This window comes from Klebsiella sp. 4_1_44FAA (genome assembly GCF_000238715.1).
GTDB lineage: Bacteria > Pseudomonadota > Gammaproteobacteria > Enterobacterales > Enterobacteriaceae > Klebsiella > Klebsiella pneumoniae.
The window spans coordinates 195701-219619 of record NZ_JH414802.1; the positions used below are offsets into that span (position 1 = coordinate 195701).

The window sequence follows — 23919 nt, forward strand, 5'->3', positions numbered from 1 at the left end:
GGTCTCCCACAGCGGCTTGCTGGTCTCGCGGGAAATCAGGGTCGCCAGCGCCTCTTTATGCGTCTCCAGCAGCGCGGCAAAACGCTGTACGACGTCAATACGCTCGGCCAGCGGCCGGTGCGACCAGGGATAAAACGCCGCGCGCGCCGCGGCGCAGGCCGCCTGGACGTCGTCAGCCCCCGCGCTGGCCGCCTGCCACAGCAGCGACTGATCCTCCGGGGCCAGTTTGCTCATCGTTGCGCCGCTGCCTGGCAGCCACTGCCCGGCTATAAACTGTGCTTTTACCGCCATGATCTGTTGTCCTCTGGATTCAGGGTTACCGTATAAACGCGGTCGGTTTCACTGACCTGCAGCGCGTCCAGCGCGGCGCTGTCAAGCGAGACCTGCTCTTCGTGGGCCACCAGCAGCGCCCGAAAGTTGTCGAATTGACCGTTGGCGACGAGGGTTGGCGCCGGCAGGTCGCCCATCAGCTGCCGGACAGGCAGGCTCTGGCTGTCGCGCACGGCGCGGATCTGATCGGTGTCCGCCTCCAGCACCGGACCGGCATCGAAAATATCCACCGAGCCGCGCCAGCTGAAACCCTCTTTCTCGAGGATCGCCCGCGCCGGGGCGGTATTGGGATGCACCTGACCGATGACCCCGCGGGCCGCTTCCGGCAGCAGTGAGATATAGATCGGGTACGCCGGCATCAGTTCGGCAATAAAGGTTTTCATGCCGGTGCCGGTCAGCCGGTCGGCATCGGCGAACGGGATGTCGAAGAAATGATGGCCCAGCGCATCCCAGAACGGCGACTGTCCCTGCTCATCGCTGCAGCCGCGCAGTTCGGCAAACAGGTGCGGGGAGAACCACTCGCGAAAGGCGGCGATAAATAAAAAGCGCGCCTTGGAGAGCAGCAGACCATTGCGGTTGCGCTGATACGCCGGGTCGAGAAACAGCGTACACAGTTCGCTGTGCCCGGTGTGGTCATAGCTGAGATTAAGCAGCTCCTGGGGCTTATAGACTCCCAGCGCTTTCGAGGCGCGCACCGTTTTCTGAATGCGAAAATTGTAAAACGGCTCATCCAGGCCCACTGCGACCTCAATGGCGCTCACCCCCACCACCCGCGCCAGCGCGGTGTCCTCCAGCACAAACAGGAAACCCTGCTGACTGCGCGGCAGTTCGCCGGCGAAGGTCTCGATACTGCGCCGGATCCGGGCCGCCAGGCGCCCGACGTCATGCGGTAAAGAGGTCATGCCGACCCCGCCGCGCGGCGAGGCGGACGATGTCGTCGAGATCGTTTTCCCGTACGGGACGAAATAGCATCACAGGCCGTCCTCCCGGTTAGCGGGTTAAGCGGGCAACGGCGCGATCAAGGCGCACGAAGGCTTCCGCAATATCCGCCAGCGGGATATTGAGCGCCGGCGCGAAGCGCAGCACGTCCGGGCCGGCAATCAGGGCGATCAGCCCCTCTTCCGCCGCCAGGTTGGTCAACGTTTTGGCCTTGCCGCGCAGCAGCCCCGCCAGCTCAGCGCCGATCAGCAGACCGGTGCCGCGCACGGCGCTGAACGCATCGTAACGGGCAGAGATCGCATTCAACTGGTCAACGATCAGCGCATGGCGCTCGCCAACGCCCGCCAGCAGCGGCGCATCGAGATGGGCCAGCACGGCGTTAGCGACGGTTGCCGCCAGCGGGTTGCCGCCGAAGGTGGTGCCATGGGTGCCTGGCTGGAAGACCTGCGCCCAGGCCTCTTTCGCCAGCATCGCGCCGATCGGGAAGCCGCCCCCCAGCCCTTTGGCGCTGGTGAGAATGTCCGGGACGACGTTGTAATGCTGGTAGGCGTAGAGATGGCCGGTACGCCCGGCGCCGGTCTGCACCTCATCGAATATCAGGGTGGCATGATGGCGATCGCAGAGGGTACGCAGCGCCTGCAGGAACGCCGGGTCCGCCGGGATCACCCCGCCTTCGCCGATAATCGGCTCGACGATCACCGCGCAGGTGCGCGAGGAGATCGCCGCGGTGACCGCCTCGATATCGTTATAGGGCAGATGGGTAATGCCCTGCGGCAGCGGAGCATAATCGCTGGAATATTTCGGCTGGCCGCCAACGGAGACGGTGAACAGCGTGCGGCCGTGGAAGGCGTGGTTGAAGGCGATGATTTCGCTTTTTTCACCGCCAAACTTATCGTGGGCATATTTCCGCGCCAGCTTAAGGGCCGCCTCGTTGGCTTCGGCGCCGGAGTTGCAGAAAAACACCTTGTCGGCAAAGGTCGACTGCACGAGGGTTTTCGCCAGCTGCAGCACCGGCTCGTTGGTATAGCCATTGCCGATATGCCACAGTTTCGCCAGTTGATCCTGCAGGGCCTGAGCCAGCGCCGGGTGAGCATGGCCCAGGGCGTTCACTGCGATGCCGCCCGCCATATCGATATACTCTTTCCCCTGCTGGTCCCAGACGCGGGAGCCCGCCGCTCTGACCGGAATAAACGGCGCGGGGGCAAAACAGGGAACCAGGTAAGCGTCAAAATCTTCGCGAGTCATACTGCCTGACATAATTTATCTCCGGAACGTAAGACGACGGAAAACGCTCCCGTCGCGGTGGACAATCGACATCAACCCTGCCCCTCGGCTTATTTTGGACACGAGCGCGCCCGCTGCGATGGTAAAAATATTCACCACAGAAAAATAAAGCCCTATTCTTTTTACGGGTAATTGTTAATTCATGGTTAATGCCATGTTGTTGTGTGGGCTAATGCTGGCCTGTGAACAACAAGATTGTCAATACGGACAAAAGCAATTTATTCACTTTTTGAAGATCATCAAGATAATGAAAAACATAGAAAAAATATTTTCTTATGCACTTAAGTGAATAAAAAGTGAATTAAAATGCACAGCTTGCGGGTGGTTGACGTGCGTAGTTATTCACTTAAAAATAAAAAATCTAACAAAAATTTAAAAATCGGAATTGCCGTCAAATACCGCTTTATAAAATTGGTGATACCATTCATTGCACAGAGTTTACTGCTGTAGCTATTCCACGGTTTTACACGACATAAATAACACTGAGAAACAGGACTCTTATGGAAAAGTTATCTTACGCATCTGAAAGTAGTACATCTCCATGGACCACCTACCTGCGCCAGATCGACCGCGTCGCGCCTTATCTCGGCGATCTTGCCTACTGGGTGGAAACCCTGCGCCATCCGAAGCGCGCGCTGATCGTCGACATTCCTGTGCAAATGGACGACGGCACCATCCGCCACTTCGAGGGCTATCGCGTTCAGCACAATCTGTCGCGCGGACCGGGTAAAGGTGGTGTTCGCTACCATCCGGATGTCGATCTTAACGAAGTCATGGCACTTTCTGCCTGGATGACCATTAAGTGCGCCGCGGTCAATATTCCTTACGGCGGGGCCAAAGGCGGCATCCGCGTCGACCCCTTCTCCTTGTCGGAAGGTGAACTGGAGCGTCTGACCCGCCGCTACACCAGCGAAATCGGCATTATTATCGGGCCGCAGAAAGATATTCCGGCGCCGGACGTCGGCACCAATGGCAAAGTGATGGCATGGATGATGGACACCTACTCCATGAACCATGGCACCACCATCACCGGCGTGGTCACCGGCAAACCGATCCACCTCGGCGGCTCCCTCGGTCGTGAAAAAGCCACCGGACGCGGCGTGTTTGTCACCGGCCGGGAAGTTGCCCGTCGCGCCGGTATCGAAATTGAAGGCGCCAAAGTGGCGCTGCAGGGCTTTGGTAACGTCGGTAGCGAAGCGGCCCGCCTGTTCGCCGGCGTCGGCGCTCGTATCGTGGTTATTCAGGATCATACCGCGACCCTGTATAACGAAGGCGGAATCGATATGGCCGCCCTCACCGCCTGGCAGGCGGAGAAAAAGCAGATTGCCGGTTTTCCCGGGCGCCCAGGAGATCGATAAAGACGCCTTCTGGACCACTCCGATGGACATCCTGATCCCGGCGGCGCTGGAAGGGCAAATCACCCGCGAGCGCGCGGAGAAGCTGACCTGCAAACTGGTGCTGGAAGGGGCCAACGGCCCAACCTATCCGGAAGCGGACGACGTGCTGGCCGAGCGCGGCGTGATCGTGGTGCCGGACGTTATCTGCAACGCCGGCGGGGTGACCGTCAGCTACTTTGAGTGGGTACAGGACATGGCCAGCTTCTTCTGGAGCGAAGAGGAGATCAACGCCAAGATGGACCGCATTATGACCGACGCTATCGTGCACGTCTGGGATAAAGCCGCCGAGAAAGAGTGTACGCTGCGCACCGCCGCCTATATCGTGGCCTGCGAGCGCATCCTGATGGCGCGTAAAGACCGCGGCATCTACCCGGGCTGATCCCCATCAGCAACCGCATCAGGGGTGGCCTTGCGCCGCCCCTTTTTTCTTTGCCGCGCCGTTAACCGCCGAGGATGTGCGCTATCTGACGAGGAGTTGTTCGGCAAAGGTGACAACGTCACGCAAGTAATAACCATCCGCTGCCCGTAGGGGATTATTTTTCGATTAAATCAAAGTCGCCCTGGGTATAGCGTAAGCCAGTGACGTTGTCGGCAGTGAAAATATGTTCGATGGTGAGGATGTCCTCCGCCGCGAGGGTAATATTCGCGGCGCCGGCATTGTCGCGCAGGTGAGCAATTTTCCTCGCCCCCGGGATAGGCACGATATCCTCGCCTTTGCTCATCACCCAGGCAAGGGCAATCTGCGCAAGGGTCGCGTCATAGCGGGTGGCCACCTGCTGCAGGCGCTCAAGCAGCAGCTGGTTTTTGCGCATGGTTTCGGCCTGGAAGCGCGGCAGATGGCGGCGGAAATCATCCGCTGCCAAAACGCCGGGATCGGTAATTGTCCCCGTCAGGAAGCCGCGGCCAAGCGGGCTGTATGGCACAAAGCCGACCCCCAGCTCGCGGCAGGTGTGGAGAATACCGGCCTCCGGCTCGCGGCTCCATAGCGAATATTCCGTCTGCACGGCAGCGATCGGATGTACCTTGCAGGCCCGGCGCAGCGTCTGAGCAGATACTTCCGACAGACCGATATGGCGAATTTTACCCTCTTTAACCAGATCGGCCATAGTGCCCACCACCTCTTCCACCGGTACCGCGGGATCGACGCGGTGCTGATAGAGCAGATCGATGGTCTCGACATTCAGTCGCTTCAGCGACCCTTCCACTGATTCGCGAATATGTGCCGGACGGCTGTCAACGCCGGCCATCCGCTCCAGACCCTGGCCGGTCGGCAAAATACGAAATCCAAATTTGGTGGCAATCTGCACCTTATCGCGAAAACCTTTAATCGCTTTTCCGACCAGAACTTCATTATCGAAAGGACCATATACTTCGGCGGTATCCAGGAAGGTCACGCCCATGTCCATGGCGGCATGGATCGTATTTATCGCCTGCGACGTTTCAGCGCCGCCATAGGCAAAACTCATACCCATACATCCGAGACCTAATGCGGAAACCTGAAACTTCTCTTTTCCAAGATAACGTGTTTTCATCTTATTTTCCTTAATTGCTGAATGGCATTAAATATATACTTCCCTTTCATATTGATAACAATTAATCTATTCCGAACGCGGTGTTAGCTGGAAATTAACAATGAAAACCTTGCCCGATCTGCAACAAATAGAAATATTAATACTCATAGTGAAACATGGCAGTTTTCGTCAGGCCGCTAAAGCGTTAAACCTTTCCCCACCGGCCCTTACCGTCGCTATTAATCATCTGGAAGAAAAGTTAGGCGTGCGCCTGCTAAATCGCTCAACGCGCAGTTTGTCATTAACCGCAGTGGGTGAGGAATTTCTTAATAATATAACGCCGGTGGTCAATGATTATCGCCGGGTGGTGGACAGTCTGAATTATCACCGTCTGACTCCGGAAGGCGTGGTGAAAGTTAATTTACCGCGCATTGTTATTGACCTGTTTTTTCAAGACTATTTTATCGCCTTTAAAAACGCCTGTCCCAATGTGACGCTCGAACTGTATGCCACCGATCGGAAAGTCAATATTATCGAGTCCGGTTTTGACGCCGGCATTCGCTATTCGCAGGATGTGCCCAAAGAGATGATTGCCATCCCCTTTGGCGAGAAACTATCGCTGATCCCGGTGGCCAGCCCGGACTATATACGCGAAGCCGGAGAGCCCGACACCCCGCAGTCATTAGTTAATTTCCGCTGCATTAACCGCTGTTTTCCTGGTGGTGAGAAGTACCGCTGGGAGTTTATTGGCCCCAGCGGCGAGCTTAGCGAGGTCGCGGTTAAAGGCGATCTGGTCGTCGATGCCGATAGCGCAATGATCCAGGCCGCGGAGAGCGGATTAGGCATCGCCTTTGTCTATCAGTCGCTGGTGACGCAGCAGCTGAGCGCCGGCAGCCTGGTCCATTTGTTACCCGACTACCGCTATCCTGCCGACCATTTCTGCGTCTACTACCCAAGCCGGAAACATATTCCCGCCCCCCTGCGGGCCTTTATCGCCTGGGTGATGGCGCAGAATAAAAATATCCTCGGTCAGCAGACCGCACGACACGGATCGCGGCCGGAAGATTAACTACAATTAACGTACATACCGTTAACCAATTTCTATCCTTCATCTTGAACTCCGGCGGTTATCCGGCATAAAATCGTTAGAGCTCTAACGATATTGACAGACGACCTATGGACAATCGACAGCTTACCTTCTCCCATCTTTTATACCTCACCGCGCACCACTGGCGGCTGGCGGTCAATCGTCGGCTGAAAAATCTCGGTCTCAGCCAGGCCAGCTGGGTGGCGGTAGCGTCCATCGCCCGCCACCAGCAGCCGCTGTCGCAAAGCGAACTGGCGCAGGAGCTGGGGGTGGAGAGCCCGACCATTGTGCCGTTGATCCATCGTCTGGTCGCCCTCGGACTGGTTGAGCGCATCACCACCGCCAGCGACAAACGTAAGCGACTGCTGGTGGTCACCGACAAAGGGAAGGCCCTCTATGAACAGGTCAAAACGGTGGCTGACGATCTGCGCGAAGAGATCCTGACGGCGATTACCCCACAGGAGCAGGAGCAAACCCAGCGGGTGCTGGAAAAGCTGTTGCGCGAAGTGGAGAAGAAATAATGCCCCGTCGCCAGGATAACCCCTACGCCCCGCATGACTGGGCGCCGCATGAAAAACCGGCTCTGCTCGGTTCGCCGTCGACGCCGCTGCACAGTCCGGCGAAACGCCTTGCCTACGGCGTGGTCGGTCTGCTGGTATGTCTCACCGGCGCGCTGGGCAACGCAGTGGTCACCGCCAACCTGCAGCTGCTGCAGGGTACCTTCGCCGCCTGGTCGACAGAAATCGCCTGGCTGCCGGCGGTATACGTGATGACCAACGTCTCCATCAACCTGCTGCTGGTGAAATTCCGCCAGCAGTTTGGCCTGCGCGCTTTCACCGAAGGCTTTCTGGTGCTCTATGTGCTGGTCACCTTTTTCCACCTCTTCGTCAACGATCTCAGCTCAGCGATGATGGTTCGCGCCGCCCATGGCATGGTGGCCGCGGCGCTCAGCTCGCTGGGGATTTACTACCAGGTACAGGCCTGGCCTGCGCGCCATCGCCTGAAAGGGCTGACTATCGGCATCACCGGCTCGTCGCTGGCCATTCCCCTGGCGCGCCTCTTTTCCACCGAACTGCTGCAGACCGATGAATGGCGCGGTCTCTACTTCTTTGAGCTGGGCCTGGCGCTGGTGTCGCTGGCCTGCGTCATCGCGCTAAAACTGCCGCCAAGCGATCGTAAAAAAGTGTTCGAAAAAAAGGATTTCATTACCTTCTTTCTGCTGGCGCCCGGCATGGCGCTGGTGTGCGCCGTGCTGTCGCTGGGGCGGCTCGAGTGGTGGTTTGAAGCGTCGTGGATCGGCTGGGCGCTGGCGGCGGCGGTAATACTGATCGTCGCTGCGATTACCTTCGAGCATAACCGCAGCAACCCCCTGCTCAATACCAAATGGCTCTCCAGCGGCAGCATCGTGCGTCTGGGCCTGATTATGCTGTTGATCCGCATCGTGTTGGCGGAGCAGAACACCGGGGTCATCGGCTGGCTGCAGTTCGTTGGCCTGCAAAACGAACAGATGACTAACCTCGCGTGGTCGATTTTCGCCGGTATTCTGTGCGGGATCATTGCCAGCTGTCTGACGCTCAACCCGCAGAAGCTCTACTGGCCGACCGCCACCGCCCTGGCGCTGATCATGATAGCCTCGCTGCTCGACAGCCAGTCCAACGCCCTCACCCGTCCGGAACAATTAATGTTCAGCCAGTTTTTACTCGGCTTCGGCAGCGCCTTCTTTCTGGCCCCGGCGATGCTCGCCGGGATTGGCGGCGTGTTTGCCGACCCGCGCAACCTGGTCAGCTTCTCGGTGCTGTTCGGTATGAGCCAGAACATTGGCGGGCTGCTCGGCTCGGCGATCCTCGGCACCTTCCAGACCTGGCGTGAGAAATTCCACTCCAGCCAGCTGGCGGACCAGATAACCACCCTGAACCCGCTGATCGTCGAGCGGCTGCAGCAGTACAGCCAGATGTATCAGAGCCAGATTGGCGACAGTACGCTGCTCAACGTTCAGGCCACCACCCTGCTGCAAAACGCCGCGACGCTGCAGGCCAATATTCTCGCCTGGAATGATACCTATCTGCTGACGGCGGCGATCTCCGCCGGGACACTAGTGTGGGTTTTCTGGCGCTTAATTCGCTTACGACTGACTGCCCGTATCGCGTTGCAACGCGCTACCGGCAGCAAATAATTATCATCATTTCATCTCTGGAGTCGTTATGAGTCAGCAGGATGCGGCCAAACAACAGGCCAACACCCGGAATAATATTCGCGTGGTTTCCATTTTTACCGCCGCGGCGATAGGCCTCGTCGGCGTGCTGGTGATCCTCTACGCCTGGCAACTGCCGCCGTTCACTCGTCATAGCCAGTTTACCGACAACGCCTATGTGCGCGGGCAGACCACCTTTATTAGCCCGCAGGTCAACGGCTATATCACCGCCGTCAACGTCAAAGATTTCGCGATTGTCCAGCCGGGCGAGGTGCTGTTCCAGATAGACGATCGCATCTATAAACAGCGGGTGCATCAGGCCCAGGCTACCCTGGCGATGAAAGAGGCCGCGCTGCGCAATAACCTGCAACAGCGCAAAAGCGCCGAGGCGACGATCGCCAAGAATGAAGCCGCGCTGCAAAACGCCCGCGCGCAGAATCTGAAAATCCAGGCCGATTTAAAACGCATCCAGCAGTTAACCGCCGACGGTTCGCTGTCGATCCGCGAACGTGATTCGGCGCGGGCCAGCGCGGCGCAAGGGGCGGCGGATATTGAGCAGGCGAAAGCGGCGCTGGAGATGTCGCGCCAGGACCGTGAATCGACCATCGTCAATCGCGATTCGCTGGAGGCCGACGTGGCCAGCGCCAAAGCGGCGCTTGAGCTGGCGCAGATCGACCTGCAGAATACCCAGATTATCGCCCCCACCGGCGGCCAGCTGGGGCAGATCTCGGTGCGTCTTGGCGCCTATGTCAGCGCCGGAACCCATCTGACCTCGCTGGTTCCGCCGCAGCACTGGGTGATTGCCAACCTCAAAGAGACCCAGTTGGCCGAAGTACGCGTTGGCCAGCCGGTCACCTTCACCGTAGACGCGCTCAACGGCGAGACCTTCCACGGCAAGGTGCAGAGTATCTCCCCGGCGACCGGGGTGGAGTTCAGCGCCATCTCTCCGGACAACGCCACCGGCAATTTCGTCAAGATCGCCCAGCGCATCCCGGTGCGTATTACGGTCAACGACGGGCAAAACAACAGCGAACGCCTGCGGCCGGGGATGTCGGTGCAGGTGACTATTGATACCCGTGCGGAGAAACAACCATGATCCGCCCGGTCGCCCTTGCTATCGTTCTGGCGCTGGTCGGCTGTCAATCCGCCGATGTGCAGCGCGCGCAGCCGACCCTGACCATTCCTGCCGCCTGGCGGGCCGACGTTGGCCCGGCCAGCCCGGTGGAGGGCGTATGGTGGCGCAATTTTCATGACAGTACCCTCAATCAGTATGTCGACCAGGCGCTGCGCTATAACAGCGATGTGCTGATCGCCCGCGAGCGGGTGAATGAGTATCAGGCGCGCGCTTACGCCGCCGACAGCAGCCTGTTTCCGTCACTGGACGCCAGCCTCACCGGCACCCGCGCCCGGACGCAGTCCGCCGCCACCGGCCTGCCGATCCACAGCACACTGTATAAGGGCGGCCTGACCGCCAGCTATGATGTCGATATCTGGGGAGCGAACCGCAGCGCGGCCAACGCCGCCGGGGCCAGCCTTGAGGCGCAGAAAGCCGCCGCCGCCGCCGCCAATTTGAGCGTCGCCAGCTCGGTGGCCGTTGGCTACGTCACGCTGCTGTCGCTGGATGAGCAGCTGCGGGTGACCCAGCAGACGCTAACATCAAGGGAAGACGCGTGGCGCCTGGCCAAACGTCAGTTTGAAACCGGGTATACTTCACGCCTTGAGCTAATGCAGGCGGATTCGGAGCTGCGGTCAACGCGGGCGCAGATCCCGCCGCTACAGCACCAGATTGCGCAGCAGGAAAATGCGCTCAGCGTGCTGCTCGGCGATAACCCTGGCGCGGTAAAACGCGGCGAGTTCGCCCAGCTTACCCCGCTGCGTCTGCCGTCGCAGCTGCCGTCCACCTTGCTCAACCGCCGTCCGGACATCGCTCAGGCCGAGCGCCAGCTGGTGGCCGCCGACGCCACGCTGGCCTCGTCGCAGGCGCAGCTGCTGCCCTCTATTAACCTGACCGCTACCGGCAGCCTGCAGGACCGGACGCTGCCGGATCTGCTGGACAACCCGCTGCGGCTGTGGAGTCTTGGCGGCAGTATTCTGGCGCCGCTGCTAAACCGCCAGGCGTTAAATGCCCAGGTGGACGTCTCCATGGCCCAGCGCAACCAGGCGCTCTATAGCTATGAGAAAACGGTGCGCAGCGCGTTCAAAGAGGTCAATGACAGCCTGGACGCCATCAGTCGCTATGGCGAACAGTTAACTGAGCTTCAGGAACAAGAGACCGTTGCCCAGGAAACCTTACGTATTGCACAAAACCGCTACCGTAACGGCTACTCTTCTTATCTGGATGTGCTTGATGCCCAGCGAACGCTGTTCTCCACCCAGCTTAGCGTGGTGCAGGTGAAGAACAACCTGCTGCTGGCGCAGATCGATCTGTACCGGGCGCTGGGAGGCGGCTGGTCTGACTCATCAGGGAGCTAAATGGGGAAGCGTCATATGCAACAACAGTGGTCGGCAGTAGACAATTATTTGATTAAGGCCTTAATTCCCGGCGATCCTGTGCTCGATCGGGTACTGGAAAACAACCATCGTGCCGGGCTCCCGGCACACGATGTCGCCGCCAATCAGGGTCAGTTTCTCGCCCTGCTGGTACGGCTAACCCAGGCTAAGCGGATACTGGAGATCGGCACCCTCGGCGGCTATAGCACCATCTGGATGGCGCGCGAGCTTCCTGCAGACGGCCAACTCCTCACCCTGGAGGCCGACGCGCATCATGCCCAGGTGGCGCGGGAGAATCTGCAGCTGGCGGGCGTTGACCAGCGGGTCACGCTACGGGAGGGACCCGCGCTACAGTCCCTGGAGGCGCTTGGCGAATGTCCCGCTTTCGACCTGATCTTCATCGATGCCGATAAGCCGAATAACCCCCATTATCTGCGCTGGGCGCTACGTTATTCCCGCCCAGGAACCTTAATTATTGGCGATAACGTGGTACGCGACGGCGAAGTGGTCAACCCACAGAGCGCCGACGAGCGCGTTCAGGGCGTGCGTCAGTTCATTGAGATGATGGGCGCCGAGCCACGGTTGACGGCAACGGCGCTGCAAACCGTGGGCACTAAAGGCTGGGACGGCTTTACTCTGGCGTGGGTAAACGCTTAAGCGTGGACGCCTGACCAGTAGCCCCGGTAAGCGCAGCGCCACCGGGGACAACCAGCCAGGCTATGGGGTAATTTGCTCCATCGCCTGCAACACTCGCTTGTCCGAGATAGGATACGGGGTGCCCAGCTGCTGGGCGAAGAAGCTGACCCGCAGCTCCTCGATCATCCAGCGGATCTCCCGGACATCGTCGTCCTCACGGCGGTTCGGCGGTAGCTTATTCAGCCACTGCTGCCACGCCTGCTGCACGCTCTCCACCTTAAGCATCTGCGCCCGATCGCGGTGCGGATCGATAGCCATCTTCTCCAGACGCTTTTCAATCGCCTGCAGATAGCGCAGCGTATCGCCAAGACGGCGGAAACCGTTGCCGGTGACAAAGCCGCGATACACCAGACCCCCCATCTGCGCTTTGATATCCGACAGCCCCAGCGCCATGGTCATATCCACCCGGCCTTTCAGCCGTTTGTTGATATTGAACACCGCGGTGAGGATCTGCTCGACCTGTTTAGCGATCTCCACCACCGTGTCGTTGAGCTCGGCTCGCACTTTATCGTGCAGCTGACTAAAGCCCTCTTCCGTCCACACCGGACCGCCCGCCTCGTCGATAAGCTTATCAACACCGCAGGAGATGCAATCGTCAATCAGATCCAGCACTTTGCCGTACGGGTTAAAGTAGAGCCCAAGCTTGGCTTTATTCGGTAGTTTCTCGTGCAGATACTTAATCGGCGACGGGATGTTGAGCAGCAGCAGGCGACGCAGACCGCGCCACATGGCCTGCTGCTGTTCCTGTGGATTATCAAACAGCTTGATGGCCACGCTGTCGCGCTCGTCCACCAGCGCCGGCCAGGCTTTCACCTTATAGTTACCGCGCTTCTGTTCGTAACTTTCCGCCAGGGTGCCAAAGCTCCAGATATGCAGCCCGCTCTGCTCAATACCGTCATCAGCGACCGCCGACAGCGTCTCCTGCACTTTGCCCTTCAGGGCGTCTTTCAACGCCTGCAGCGAGCGCCCTTCCTGCAGCTTCTTGTTTTTATCATCCACCACCCGGAAAGTGATTTTCAGGTGATCGGGCACCTGATCCCACTGCCAGGCTTCGCGGTCGATGGTCACGCCGGTCATCTTACGCAGCTCGCGCTCCAGCGAATCGAGCAGCGGCAGCTCAAGCGGCGTCGCCCGGCCAAGAAACGCTTCCGCATAGTTGGGAGCCGGGACGAAATTGCGCCGTACCGGCTTTGGCAGCGATTTTATCAGCGCGATAATGAGCTCGCGACGCAGGCCAGGGATCTGCCATTCAAACCCGGCTTCCTCTACCTGGTTGAGCAGCGGCAGCGGAATATGCACCGTTACGCCATCGGCATCGGCGCCAGGTTCAAACTGATAGCTAAGCCGCAGCTTGAGGTTGCCCAGATGCCAGAAATTCGGGTAGTCCAGTTTACTGACCTGCTCCGCCCCCTCTTTAATCAGCATGCTCTTTTCAAAATTGAGCAAGTCTGGCGTTTCACGGCTGGCCCGCTTCCACCAGCTATCGAAGTGGCGGGCGGAGATGACATCGTGGCTAATGCGCTGGTCGTAGAACTCGAACAGCGTCTCGTCATCCACCAGGATGTCGCGGCGGCGCGACTTATGCTCCAGCTCTTCGATTTCCGCGCGCAGCTTCAGGTTATCGCGGAAGAAGGCGTGCCGCGTCTGCCAGTCGCCCTCTACCAGCGCGTGGCGGATAAATAGCTCACGACACAGCGCCGGATCAATCTGGCTGTAGTTGACCTTGCGCGCGCCAACGATCGGCAGGCCGTAGACGGTGACCTTTTCCGTCGCCATCACCGCGCCCTGCGACCGCTCCCAGTGCGGCTCACTGTATGAGCGCTTGATCAGGTGCTGCGCTACCGGCTCCACCCACTCCGGCTCAATGCGCGCGGCAATACGCCCCCACAGCCGGCTGGTCTCGACCAGCTCCGCAACCATCGTCCACTTCGGCGGCTTCTTGAATAGACCGGAGCCGGGGAAGATAGAGAACCGCGCATTACGGGCGCCGGTAAACTCCTGCTTATCGGCATCTTTCATGCCGATGTGCGACAGCAGACCGGTCAGCAACGCAGTATGGATCTCGCGATATTCCGCCGGCTCACTGTTGATCGGCAGGCCGAGCTCTTTCACCACCTGGCGCAGCTGGGTGTAGATGTCCTGCCACTCGCGCACGCGCAGATAGTTAAGAAAATCGACCCGGCACTGGCGGCGGAACTGATTCGACGACAGCGCCTTCTGCTGCTCGCCGAGGTAGTTCCACAGATTGACGAAGGCGAGGAAATCAGACTCTTTATCGTGGAAGCGGCGATGTTTTTCGTCAGAGGCCTGCTGTTTGTCCATCGGCCGCTCGCGCGGGTCCTGGATCGACAGCGCGGAGGTGATGATCATCGCTTCCCGCACGCAGCCGTGCTTCTGCGCCTCCAGCACCATGCGCGCCAGACGCGGATCCACCGGTAGCTGGCTGAGCTGGCGGCCCAGCGGGGTTAGCTTATAAGCCGTTGCCTGCGCATCGGTGGTGATGGCGCCCAGCTCTTCCAGCAGGCGTACGCCGTCCTGGATATTGCGCTTATCCGGCGCTTCGACAAACGGAAAGGCGGCGATATCGCCTAAGCCCAGGGCGGTCATCTGCAGGATGACCGACGCCAGGTTGGTGCGCAGAATCTCCGGGTCGGTAAATTCCGGGCGCGACAGGAAATCGTCTTCTGAATAAAGACGAATACAGATCCCTTCCGAAACGCGGCCGCAGCGGCCCTTACGCTGGTTGGCGGACGCCTGGGAAACCGGCTCGATCGGCAGGCGCTGCACCTTGGTGCGGTAGCTATAACGGCTGATACGCGCAGTACCGGGATCGATAACGTACTTAATGCCCGGCACGGTCAGCGAGGTTTCCGCCACGTTGGTCGCCAGCACGATGCGCCTTCCGCTGTGCGGCTGGAAGACGCGGTTCTGCTCGCTGTTGGACAGGCGGGCGTACAGCGGCAGCACTTCGGTATGGCGCAGATCCAGCTTATTCAGCGCATCGGCGGTATCGCGAATTTCCCGCTCACCGCTCATAAAGATCAGAATATCGCCGGGCCCTTCGCGCCCCAGTTCGTCAACCGCATCAAAGATCGCCTGTAACTGATCGCGCTCGGTATCGTCCGCCTCTTCCACTATCGGCCGATAGCGCACTTCCACCGGGTAAGTCCGCCCGGAGACTTCGATAATCGGCGCATTATTGAAATGCTTTGAGAAACGTTCCGGGTCGATGGTCGCCGAGGTAATGATGATTTTCAGGTCCGGGCGGCGCGGCAGGAGCTCTTTCAGATAGCCGAGCAGAAAGTCAATATTCAGGCTGCGCTCGTGCGCCTCATCGATAATGATGGTGTCGTACTGCATCAACAGACGATCCTGCTGGATCTCCGCCAGCAGGATACCGTCGGTCATCAGCTTAACCATGGTGTTTTCGCTGACGTGGTCGCTGAAGCGGACTTTATAGCCGATGCAGCCGCCCGGCTCGCTCTGCAGCTCTTCGGCAATACGATTGGCGACGGTCCGCGCCGCCAGGCGACGCGGCTGGGTATGGCCGATGAGTCCTTTCAGCCCGCGCCCCAGCTCCATGCAGATTTTGGGCAGCTGGGTGGTTTTACCCGAACCGGTCTCCCCGGCGACGATCACCACCTGGTGGTCGCGCACCGCCTCGAGAATCTCTTGTTTTTTCTGGCTAACCGGCAGGTTTTCCGGATAGGTGATGGCCGGACGCGCCGCTTCGCGCAGCAGGACTTTACCGGCTGCCTGGCTTATCTCCAGCGCCATCTCCTGCAGAATGGCCTGTTGCGATTCAGGATTTTTAACCTTCTTCACGCCGTGTAGACGGCGGGCAAAGCGCGTTTTGTCGCGCAGCATCAGGCCGTCGAGCTGTTGATAAAGCTGGGGGAAGGTGATTTTTTGTTGTTCTGTCATAGCGTTATCGGGCAGAGCTCTGCCGGGAAAATCTCTTTTGAAGTATTGCCTTAGAGTATCACATCTGTGTCATTCGTGCCTTGTTCAAAAAATCTGAACATAGGATTCGATATATTGCGCTATCTCTGTGGCGCGATTGTGAATACAGTGTCAACAAGCACCAGGGCATTGACCCGTCAATCACATTAAAAAAAGGAAACACCCATGAGCAAAGTATTAGTTCTGAAATCTAGTATTCTGGCAGGGTACTCACAATCTGGTCAGCTTTCCGACTATTTTGTTGAACAATGGCAGGAAAAACACCCTGGCGATGAGATCACCGTGCGTGACCTGGCCGCCAATCCGATCCCGGTTCTGGATGGCGAACTGGTTGGCGCCCTGCGTCCGAGCGACGCGCCGCTGACTCCGCGTCAGCAGGAAGCGCTGGCCCTTTCCGACGAGCTGATCGCCGAACTGAAAGGCAACGATGTGATTGTTATCGCTGCGCCGATGTACAACTTCAACATCCCGACGCAGCTGAAAAACTATTTCGACCTGGTGGCTCGCGCCGGCGTCACCTTCCGCTACACCGAGAAAGGGCCGGAAGGTCTGGTAACCGGTAAACGCGCGGTCGTCGTTACCAGCCGCGGCGGTATCCATAAAGATACTCCGACCGACCTGGTCACCCCATACCTGTCCACCTTCCTCGGCTTCATCGGCATCACCGACGTGAACTTTGTGTTCGCCGAAGGTATCGCTTACGGCCCGGAAGTCGCGGCCAAAGCGCAGTCTGACGCGAAAGCGGCCATCGACAGCGTGGTTGCAGCCTAATATTTCACTCCTCTCGCTTCCTGCGGGAGGAGAGTTTTACTTTTTCTCGTAGCGTAAATACCCCACCACGCCTCCGCCGCCATCTTTTGGATGATTCACGCCGTCGTTGACCTCCACGCAAGGGAAATCGAAAGGCGAAACGCCGTCAATGCAGGCCACATTCACCCCATACTGCTCTGGGTTTGATCGCCGTTGATGAAAGGTGTAGATCCCGCATACCGAGCAGAAAAAGTGCACGGCTTCCCCTGTATTAAAGCGATACTCTGTGAGCTTATCCCCTCCGCGTACCACCTCCATTCCTGAACGCGGCGAAGAGACCGCGACCGCCCCACGCATGCGACAATATGAGCAGTTACAGCGCCGAACGGTGTTGAAGCCGTCGCTGAGTTCCACGGTAAACGCCACCGCACCGCAGTGACAGTGAGCGGATAATTTCTCTGCCATAATTTTACCCCTCAGGTTGCGGCTTTTGGCCGCAGGTTTTCATCAAACGCCAGCCGCTTACGCCCTGCTTCGACTTCCCGTAATGGCTCCACCTGGTGCAGCGTCTGCTTACAGCGTTCCACCAGCGCCTGGTATTCACGGGTACCTTGTTTTTTCCACGCCAGCTCCTGTTCGCTCAGGGTGCGAATCGCTTTTGCCGGGCTGCCGATAATCAGATGGTTGGCGGGCATCTCGGCGTTGGCTTTGACAAAGGCCGAAGCGCCGACAATGCTGTTTTCGCCAATGACCGCCCCGTCGATAATCACCGCGCTCATGCCCACCAGCGCGTTGCGGCCAATCACGCAGCCGTGCAGAATAGCGCCGTGGCCGATATGGCCCTCCTCTTCCACCACCGTATCCTGGCCGGGGAAGCCATGCATCACGCAGTTATCCTGAATATTGGCGCCGTCTTTGACCACGATGCGCCCGAAGTCGCCGCGCAGGCTGGCGTTGGGCCCAACATAGACCCCTTTGCCGAGGATCACGTCGCCAATCAACACCGCGGTCGGGTGAACGTAACTCTCCTCCGGCACCACCGGCGTCAGTCCATCAATCTGATATATCGGCATGCAACCTCCTTATGCGCCCGGCAAACCGCCAAAGCGCTGATAATAGAGCGGACCCGGCGCCGGGAGCTCGCCCACCGAGCTCTCACCTTTCTCGCTGACGAACGCCAGCGCGCCGGGACTCACGCGTTGATAAATATTGATACACAGCTGGCGGGCGGTTTGCCCTGCCCAATGCGCCGGCAGGAGCTCTTCCGGCAGCAGCGGGTCTTTGAGCACCACCCGGCGATAGAAATGGATAAGGAGCAGTTGGATCTGGAAACAGCGATCCGGCGTCAACTCTGACGGGTCGCAATCGCGCAGCAGCGGCAGTAGAGGTCGGAACAAGGCGATAAACGCCTCGTACATCTCATTTTGTTCGGTGAGATGCCAGCACTCCTCCACCCGGCTGCGCAGGGCCGCTCTGGAGAGCGCCAGCGGCGAATGGGCTTCAAAACAGATGACGTTTTCGGCGACGCCCGCTTCGTGGAGCAGAGACTGGACATCGGCCAGCTTTTGCGACGGCGAGGCCAGCAGGCTCGGCGCCAGCGCGCCAAATCCCTGCCACAGCAGCTGCTTTTTAACGTCGGCGAGCACATTTTTCTCCAGGCCTTCCGAAAGCAGCAGCAGCCAGGTACCGTCCCATTCCGGGGCACTGGCGCGATAAATTTTATGCTCCGCGCGCCGGGTCAGGCGCAGCCCTTTATCACTCAGGCGATAGAAGCTGCGCCGGCCGATGCGGACAACATCAAGCCACTCTTCTTTATTGAGGCGAAACAGCGCGGTGCGTACGAAGCGCTCGCCGAAGCCTAATCCTTCCAGCAGCGCCGCGACGCTGCCCAGCCACACTTCCCCACCGCGTTGTAATAAAGCGTCGCCATACAGCGAGGCAATTAATGACGTGCCGCTGATGGGCATCGCCGTCACCGCTTGTTGAATAAAGGCGTCGAGTTTACTCATCTGATTCATTCTGTTGTTATATTTTTCCTTTATGAATCATAGCACAGGAAATTCCCGGCTTACGGCGTAAAGGCCTCAGCCGGGTTATCGGGGAGAGGATTAACCGCTAACCACCGCTTTTCGCAGGTCGAATACCCGACAGGCTTTCCCTTCCGAGCGCGGAATGCTGCCGCAGTTGACGATAGTAATATCGGTGGAGATCCCGACCATCGACTTAATGCGGTGACGCAACTGATGGCAAATCTGGCAGCGTTGTTCATGACTCAGCGCCAGCCCGCTCTCTTTCAGCTCAACGCGCACCGCCAGCGAATCCAGATGACCGCGGCGATTGACCTCTAACTGATAGTGCGGCGCCAGGTGTTCAAACTTGAGGATCTCCTCTTCCAGCTGCGAGGGGAAGACGTTAACCCCGCGGATAATCAGCATATCGTCGCTGCGTCCGCTGATGCGATCCATGCGGCGCATGGTCCGCGCGGTTCCCGGCAGCAGGCGCGTCAGATCGCGGGTACGATAGCGGATCACCGGCAGCGCTTCTTTGGTCAGGGTGGTAAACAGCAGCTCACCATGTTCGCCATCTTCCAGCGGCGTACCGTCGTCCGGGTTGACGATTTCCGGGAAGAAGTGGTCTTCCCAGATAGTCGGGCCGTCAACGGTTTCCAGACACTCCATCGCTACGCCCGGTCCCATGACTTCCGACAAACCGTAAATATCCAGGGCGGTGATCCCCAGCCGGCGCTCGATTTCCGCGCGCATCGCCAGCGTCCACGGCTCAGCGCCAAAGACGCCGACCCGCAATGAACAGCCTCGGGCATCGCCGCCCATCTGGCGCTCCAGCTCTTCAATCAGATTCAGACAGTAGGACGGCGTTACCATGATCATATCCGGCTGGAAATCGCGGATCAGCTGCGCCTGTTTTTCGGTCTGTCCGCCGGACATCGGGATCACCGTCGCGCCCAAACGTTCCGCGCCGTAGTGCGCGCCAAGGCCGCCGGTAAACAGGCCGTAGCCGTAGGCGACGTGAATTTTATCTTTTGCTGAACCACCGGCCGCGCGCAGCGAACGGGCGACAATATTGGCCCAGTTATCAATATCGTTTTGCGTATATCCCACCACCGTCGGTTTGCCGGTGGTGCCGGAAGAGGCGTGAATGCGCACCACCTGCTCCATCGGCACCGCGAAGGTATCGAAGGGATAGTTGTCGCGCAGATCCTGTTTGGTGGTGCAGGGGAATTTTTGCAGATCGTCTAATTCCCGAAAGTCGTCAGGGTGCACGCCGGCGGCGTCGAATTTGCGGCGATACATCGGCACATTTTCGTACGCATGCTTCAGCGTCCATTTCAGGCGCTGGGTTTGCAGGGCCTGCAGTTCGTCACGCGATGCGGTTTCAATCGGATCTAATTTTGTAGTAGTTATCATTGTAGGGTACTCGCAGGTAAATTAGCTCACACTCGCTCGAGGATCATGGCAATGCCCTGACCCACGCCAATACACATCGTACACAGCGCATAGCGCCCGCCCCGGCGTTGCAGCTCGAGGCTGGCGCTCAGCGCTAACCGCGCGCCGCTCATGCCCAGCGGATGGCCTAACGCGATGGCGCCGCCGTTGGGATTCACGTGCGCCGCATCGTCCGGCACGCCGAGCTGTCTGAGCACCCCCAGCGCCTGGGCGGCGAAGGCCTCATTCAGCTCAATCAGATCCATATCGTTAATATTGAGTCCCGCCCGCTCCAGCACTTTACGCACCGCCGGTACCGGCCCCAGTCCCATCAGGCGCGGTTCGACACCCGCCGTCGCCATCGCCACGATACGCGCCCGCGGCGTGAGCCCCTGGATAGCGGCCTGCTGTTCGCTGGCGATGATCAGCGCCGCGGCGCCATCGTTGACGCCTGAAGCATTGCCCGCAGTAATGACGCCGCCCTGGCGGAACGGCGCTTTCAGTTTCGCCAGCTGCTCAAGCGTGGTTTCCGGGCGCGGATGCTCGTCCTCGCGCACGTCGCTAACCGCCCCTTTCCGGCCGACAATCTGCACCGGCACAATCTCCTGCGCCAGAATGCCGTCGCGCTGGGCCTGCGCCGTGCGCTGCTGGCTGCGCCAGGCGAAAGCGTCCTGATCGGCTCGGCTGATATTTAACAATTCAGCTACATTCTCGGCCGTTTCCGGCATGCTGTCAGTTCCGAAGTGTTGCGCCATGAGCGGGTTCACAAAACGCCAGCCAATCGTGGTATCAAAGAGTTCCGCCTGACGCTGGTACGGCGCGCTGGCTTTTCCCATCACGAAAGGCGCACGCGACATCGATTCCACGCCACCGGCAATCAGCAGATCGGCATCGCCGGCTTTGATCGCCCTGGCGGCAAAGCCGATGGCATCCAGACCCGATCCGCACAGGCGGTTAATCGTGGTGCCCGGCACGGTATGCGGGTAACCGGCCAACAACGTCGCCATGTGCGCCACGTTGCGGTTATCTTCCCCGGCCTGATTCGCACAGCCGAAAATCACATCATCAATTGCTGCCGGGTCGAGCCCAGGATTACGACTCAGGAGCTCACGCAGCGGGATTGCCGCCAGGTCGTCGGCGCGCACACTGGCCAGCGCGCCGCCGTAGCGGCCAATCGGCGTACGGATCCCGTCACAAATAAAGGCGTCGCGCATTACACGTCTCCCGTGATTGTGCCGCCGATGCGGTGCGATTTGCCGCGGAACAGGGCCACAATCTTTTGCTGTTGATTAACAATTTCGATGTCGTAGACGCCGGTCAGCTTGCCCTGCTGTTTGACTCTGGCGGTGGCGACCAGCCGGTCGCCGGCAAACGCCGGACGAAGAGAATCAATGCTTGCCGCCGAGGCCACCGCCGCCAGCCCCTGGCTGTTACAGGCGTAGGCGAAAGCGGTATCGGCAAGCGTAAATAGCTGACCACCGTGACAGGTTTGATGGCCGTTAAGCATGTCCGCCGAGACGGTCATACTCATCTGCGCAAAACCGTCGTCTATTTCGATAAGTTCGATCCCCATCTTTCTGGCGCAGGTATCTTTTTCGTACATCACGCGCGCGTTGCGCCACGGATCATTGCTCATGGTGCTTCTCCATCAGCGCCTTCTGGCGCAGCAGGGAACTGGGGCGATAGCGCTCCTCGCCATAATGGTGTTGCAGGTTCTCCAGCAGTTGCAGCACCCGCCGCCAGCCAAGGCGTTCTCCCCATGCCAGCGGGCCATGCGGATAGTTCACGCCAAGGCGCATCGCGGTATCGATATCCTGCGGGCTGGCGACGCCTTTTTGTACCGCATCCAGCGCTTCGTTAATCAGCATCGCCACCGTGCGCCACACCAGCAGGCCGGGATAATCGGCAATACGCAGCACTTTCTGCCCTGCTGCTGGAAGTGATGCACGGCCTTATCAGTGGCCGCAGGCGCGTTGGTTGCCGCTGCGGCCAGCACCACCGTATCGCTGGCGCACAGGTCATACACCACCACCGGGCGGTGATGCTTAACGCTTAGCGCCAGGGCGGTCTCGCCTTCAGTCTCCAGCAGCAAGACATCGTCTAATTCAGTGACATTGTCACTTCTGACGGTAACGGATTCAGCACCCATCATTACCGGCGGCAGCGCCGCGTCCGGCAGTGTCTCAGCGGGCCAGCGATAGACGCCGTGGCCGCTCTTTTTACCTAGCCGCCCGGCCAGCGCCAGCTCTTGCTGGAGGAGCGATGGCAGGTAGCGGCGGTCCTGCCAGAAGGCGTTAAACACCGAACAGGTCACGGCGAAGTTGACGTCCTGGCCAATCAGGTCAGTCAGCGCCAGCGGTCCCATCGGAAAACCGCCGCCGTCACGCAAAGCGGCATCGATAACCTCCGGGGCGGCGACCTGCTCTTCCAGCGCCCGCCAGGCCTCAGCGTAGAACGGACGCGCTACGCGGTTAACGTAAAACCGGGCGTTGAGCGGCAGCGCACCGGCTGTTTCCCCCAGCCGCTTACGCACTGGCACAGCTGCTCCACCACTTCTGTGGAGGTCGCAAGACCACTCACCACCTCGACCAGCTTCATCACCGGCGCCGGATTAAAAAAGTGCAGTCCGGCCACCCGCTCCGGGTTTTTGACCCCGGCGGCGATAGCGGTAATCGAAATAGACGAGGTATTACTGGTCAACAGCGTTGACGGCGCGCAGATCGCCGCCAGCTGCGTGAACAGCGCCGTTTTGACCTCCAACCGTTCAGAGGCCGCTTCGATCACTAAATCTGCATCGGCAAGTGCGGCTAAATCGTGGGCCGGATGCAGGCGCGCCAGCAGCGCATCGGCCTGCTCTGACGCCAGTTTGCCCCGCGCAACGCGTGACGCCAGACGCCCGGCGATACCCTCTATCGCCAGGTCTACAGCCTTAGGGTTAATATCAAAAATACGCACCGGATGCCCGGCGGCGGCAGCCACTTCGGCGATGCCGGCCCCCATGGTGCCGCTGCCGATCACCGCCACGTTGACTAAGGATGTCGTCATCATCTATTTCCCGCTGAACTGTGGTGGCCGTTTGGCCAGAAACGCGCTGACCCCTTCGCGGTAATCATCGCTGCGCCCGGCCAGACGCTGATAATCGCGCTCCAGGTCCAGCTGCGCATCGAGACTGTTGGTTTCAGAAGCCAGCAGCGCCTTTTTAATCAGCCCAAGACCAAACGTCGGTTGCGCCGCCAGATGGCGCGCCAGTTGCAGACTGGTATCCGCCAGTTCTGAATCGTCCACCAGTTGCCAGATAATCCCCCACTGCGCGGCCTGTTCCGCGCTGAGGCTGTCGCCCAGCAGCGCCAGCCCCATCGCGCGCGCACGGCCGGCCACCCGCGGCAGGAACCAGCTGCCGCCGCAGTCCGGCACCAGGCCGAGCTTGCTGAACGCCATCACAAATTTGGCCGAACGCGCGGCCAGCACGATATCGCAGCCCAGCGCCAGGGTAGCGCCCGCGCCGGCGGCCACGCCGTTAACCGCGCAGATAACCGGCTTCGGCAGCGCCGCCAGACGGCGCACTAACGGGTTGTAAAAGCGTTCTACCGACATGCCGAGATCCGGCGGCGGGCCGCTGGGGTCGACATTGCGGTCGTTCAAATCCTGGCCGGCGCAAAAACCGCGGCCGGCGCCGGTGATCAGCAGGCAGCGCACGCCATCATCGCGCTCGGCCTGCTTCAGACATTCCGCCAGCTGGTGATGCATCAGGTCGTTAAAACTGTTAAGGCGGTCCGGGCGATTGAGGGTAATGGTCATGACGCCCTGTTCCACTGCGCTGAGAATGAAAGCTTCCACG

At 59.5% G+C, this 23919-nt stretch carries 19 protein-coding genes and 3 pseudogenes; 9 read left to right on the forward strand and 13 right to left on the reverse strand.

Annotated features, from left to right (window positions below; genetic code table 11):
- The 3 genes and pseudogenes from HMPREF1024_RS09520 to HMPREF1024_RS09510 form a co-directional block, all read right to left on the reverse strand.
- A partial coding sequence (locus HMPREF1024_RS09520; RefSeq protein WP_009308979.1) for an aldehyde dehydrogenase family protein occupies positions 1-291 on the reverse strand: 291 nt, incomplete at its 3' end.
- Positions 282-1302: pseudogene (gene astA, locus HMPREF1024_RS09515) on the reverse strand (arginine N-succinyltransferase). The pseudogene astA and the gene HMPREF1024_RS09520, both read right to left, overlap by 10 nt.
- A gap of 18 nt (positions 1303-1320) precedes the next feature.
- Positions 1321-2526 carry a bifunctional succinylornithine transaminase/acetylornithine transaminase gene (locus HMPREF1024_RS09510; protein ID WP_009308984.1) on the reverse strand — a complete coding sequence of 402 codons (1206 nt, stop codon included), beginning with the start codon at positions 2524-2526 and terminating at the stop codon, positions 1321-1323.
- Positions 2527-2695: 169 nt separating this feature from the next.
- Here HMPREF1024_RS09510 and HMPREF1024_RS31360 point away from each other — a divergent pair, with 169 nt between their 5' ends.
- Positions 2696-2842: a hypothetical protein gene (locus HMPREF1024_RS31360; RefSeq protein WP_004224524.1), complete on the forward strand. Its 147-nt coding sequence runs from the start codon at positions 2696-2698 to the stop codon at positions 2840-2842.
- Between the two features lie 211 nt (positions 2843-3053).
- Positions 3054-4329, forward strand: a pseudogene (locus tag HMPREF1024_RS0126850) (Glu/Leu/Phe/Val dehydrogenase).
- Positions 4330-4483: 154 nt separating this feature from the next.
- Here HMPREF1024_RS0126850 and HMPREF1024_RS09505 read toward each other — a convergent pair.
- Complete coding sequence (locus HMPREF1024_RS09505) at positions 4484-5482, reverse strand: aldo/keto reductase (protein WP_002902972.1); 999 nt, start codon at positions 5480-5482, stop codon at positions 4484-4486.
- A gap of 100 nt (positions 5483-5582) precedes the next feature.
- Here HMPREF1024_RS09505 and HMPREF1024_RS09500 point away from each other — a divergent pair, with 100 nt between their 5' ends.
- The 6 genes from HMPREF1024_RS09500 to HMPREF1024_RS09475 all read left to right on the forward strand — a co-directional run bounded on the left by HMPREF1024_RS09500 (position 5583) and on the right by HMPREF1024_RS09475 (position 11886).
- Positions 5583-6530 (forward strand): LysR family transcriptional regulator, encoded by a 948-nt coding sequence (locus tag HMPREF1024_RS09500; protein ID WP_009308991.1) that lies wholly within the window; start codon positions 5583-5585, stop codon positions 6528-6530.
- A gap of 107 nt (positions 6531-6637) precedes the next feature.
- Positions 6638-7069, forward strand: coding sequence for a MarR family winged helix-turn-helix transcriptional regulator (locus HMPREF1024_RS09495; RefSeq protein WP_002902969.1), 432 nt, complete (start codon positions 6638-6640; stop codon positions 7067-7069).
- Entirely contained in the window at positions 7069-8721 is a 1653-nt protein-coding gene (locus HMPREF1024_RS09490; protein ID WP_009308993.1) for an MFS transporter, read from the forward strand. The genes HMPREF1024_RS09495 and HMPREF1024_RS09490 overlap by 1 nt, the downstream gene beginning before the upstream one ends.
- A 28-nt stretch (positions 8722-8749) precedes the next feature.
- Positions 8750-9835: an HlyD family secretion protein gene (locus HMPREF1024_RS09485; protein WP_002902965.1), complete on the forward strand. Its 1086-nt coding sequence runs from the start codon at positions 8750-8752 to the stop codon at positions 9833-9835.
- Positions 9832-11211 carry an efflux transporter outer membrane subunit gene (locus HMPREF1024_RS09480; RefSeq protein WP_004190382.1) on the forward strand — a complete coding sequence of 460 codons (1380 nt, stop codon included), beginning with the start codon at positions 9832-9834 and terminating at the stop codon, positions 11209-11211. The genes HMPREF1024_RS09485 and HMPREF1024_RS09480 overlap by 4 nt, the downstream gene beginning before the upstream one ends.
- Positions 11212-11886 (forward strand): O-methyltransferase, encoded by a 675-nt coding sequence (locus HMPREF1024_RS09475; protein WP_020324670.1) that lies wholly within the window; start codon positions 11212-11214, stop codon positions 11884-11886.
- Positions 11887-11946: 60 nt separating this feature from the next.
- Here the strand turns inward: HMPREF1024_RS09475 and hrpA are convergent, their stop codons facing one another.
- Positions 11947-15849: an ATP-dependent RNA helicase HrpA gene (hrpA, locus tag HMPREF1024_RS09470; protein WP_009308996.1), complete on the reverse strand. Its 3903-nt coding sequence runs from the start codon at positions 15847-15849 to the stop codon at positions 11947-11949.
- A gap of 204 nt (positions 15850-16053) precedes the next feature.
- Here hrpA and azoR point away from each other — a divergent pair, with 204 nt between their 5' ends.
- Positions 16054-16659, forward strand: a complete 606-nt coding sequence (gene azoR, locus HMPREF1024_RS09465) for an FMN-dependent NADH-azoreductase (RefSeq protein WP_002902889.1) — start codon at positions 16054-16056, stop codon at positions 16657-16659.
- Positions 16660-16695: 36 nt separating this feature from the next.
- On the opposite strand, the gene HMPREF1024_RS09460 is transcribed toward azoR, so the two are convergent.
- The 8 genes and pseudogenes from HMPREF1024_RS09460 to paaG all read right to left on the reverse strand — a co-directional run bounded on the left by HMPREF1024_RS09460 (position 16696) and on the right by paaG (position 23918).
- A complete protein-coding gene (locus tag HMPREF1024_RS09460; RefSeq protein WP_086618175.1) occupies positions 16696-17106 on the reverse strand; it encodes a GFA family protein in 411 nt (136 codons plus the stop codon).
- Between the two features lie 8 nt (positions 17107-17114).
- Positions 17115-17711 carry a phenylacetic acid degradation protein PaaY gene (paaY, locus tag HMPREF1024_RS09455; RefSeq protein ID WP_002902883.1) on the reverse strand — a complete coding sequence of 199 codons (597 nt, stop codon included), beginning with the start codon at positions 17709-17711 and terminating at the stop codon, positions 17115-17117.
- Positions 17712-17720: 9 nt separating this feature from the next.
- Positions 17721-18647: a phenylacetic acid degradation operon negative regulatory protein PaaX gene (gene paaX, locus HMPREF1024_RS09450; protein WP_020316482.1), complete on the reverse strand. Its 927-nt coding sequence runs from the start codon at positions 18645-18647 to the stop codon at positions 17721-17723.
- A 99-nt stretch (positions 18648-18746) separates the two neighbouring features.
- The gene (gene paaK, locus HMPREF1024_RS09445; protein ID WP_004179642.1) at positions 18747-20063 is read right to left on the reverse strand and encodes a phenylacetate--CoA ligase PaaK; all 1317 of its coding nucleotides are present in this window, start codon (positions 20061-20063) and stop codon (positions 18747-18749) included.
- Positions 20064-20089: 26 nt separating this feature from the next.
- Positions 20090-21295, reverse strand: coding sequence for a 3-oxoadipyl-CoA thiolase (pcaF, locus tag HMPREF1024_RS09440; protein WP_004151578.1), 1206 nt, complete (start codon positions 21293-21295; stop codon positions 20090-20092).
- Positions 21295-21717, reverse strand: a complete 423-nt coding sequence (gene paaI / locus HMPREF1024_RS09435) for a hydroxyphenylacetyl-CoA thioesterase PaaI (RefSeq protein ID WP_009308998.1) — start codon at positions 21715-21717, stop codon at positions 21295-21297. Before paaI ends, pcaF begins: the two co-directional genes overlap by 1 nt.
- Positions 21707-23129: pseudogene (locus HMPREF1024_RS0126855) on the reverse strand (3-hydroxyacyl-CoA dehydrogenase). Before HMPREF1024_RS0126855 ends, paaI begins: the two are co-directional and overlap by 11 nt.
- A complete protein-coding gene (gene paaG / locus HMPREF1024_RS09430) occupies positions 23130-23918 on the reverse strand; it encodes a 2-(1,2-epoxy-1,2-dihydrophenyl)acetyl-CoA isomerase PaaG (RefSeq protein ID WP_004140117.1) in 789 nt (262 codons plus the stop codon).
- Between the last annotated feature and the right edge of the window lies 1 nt (position 23919).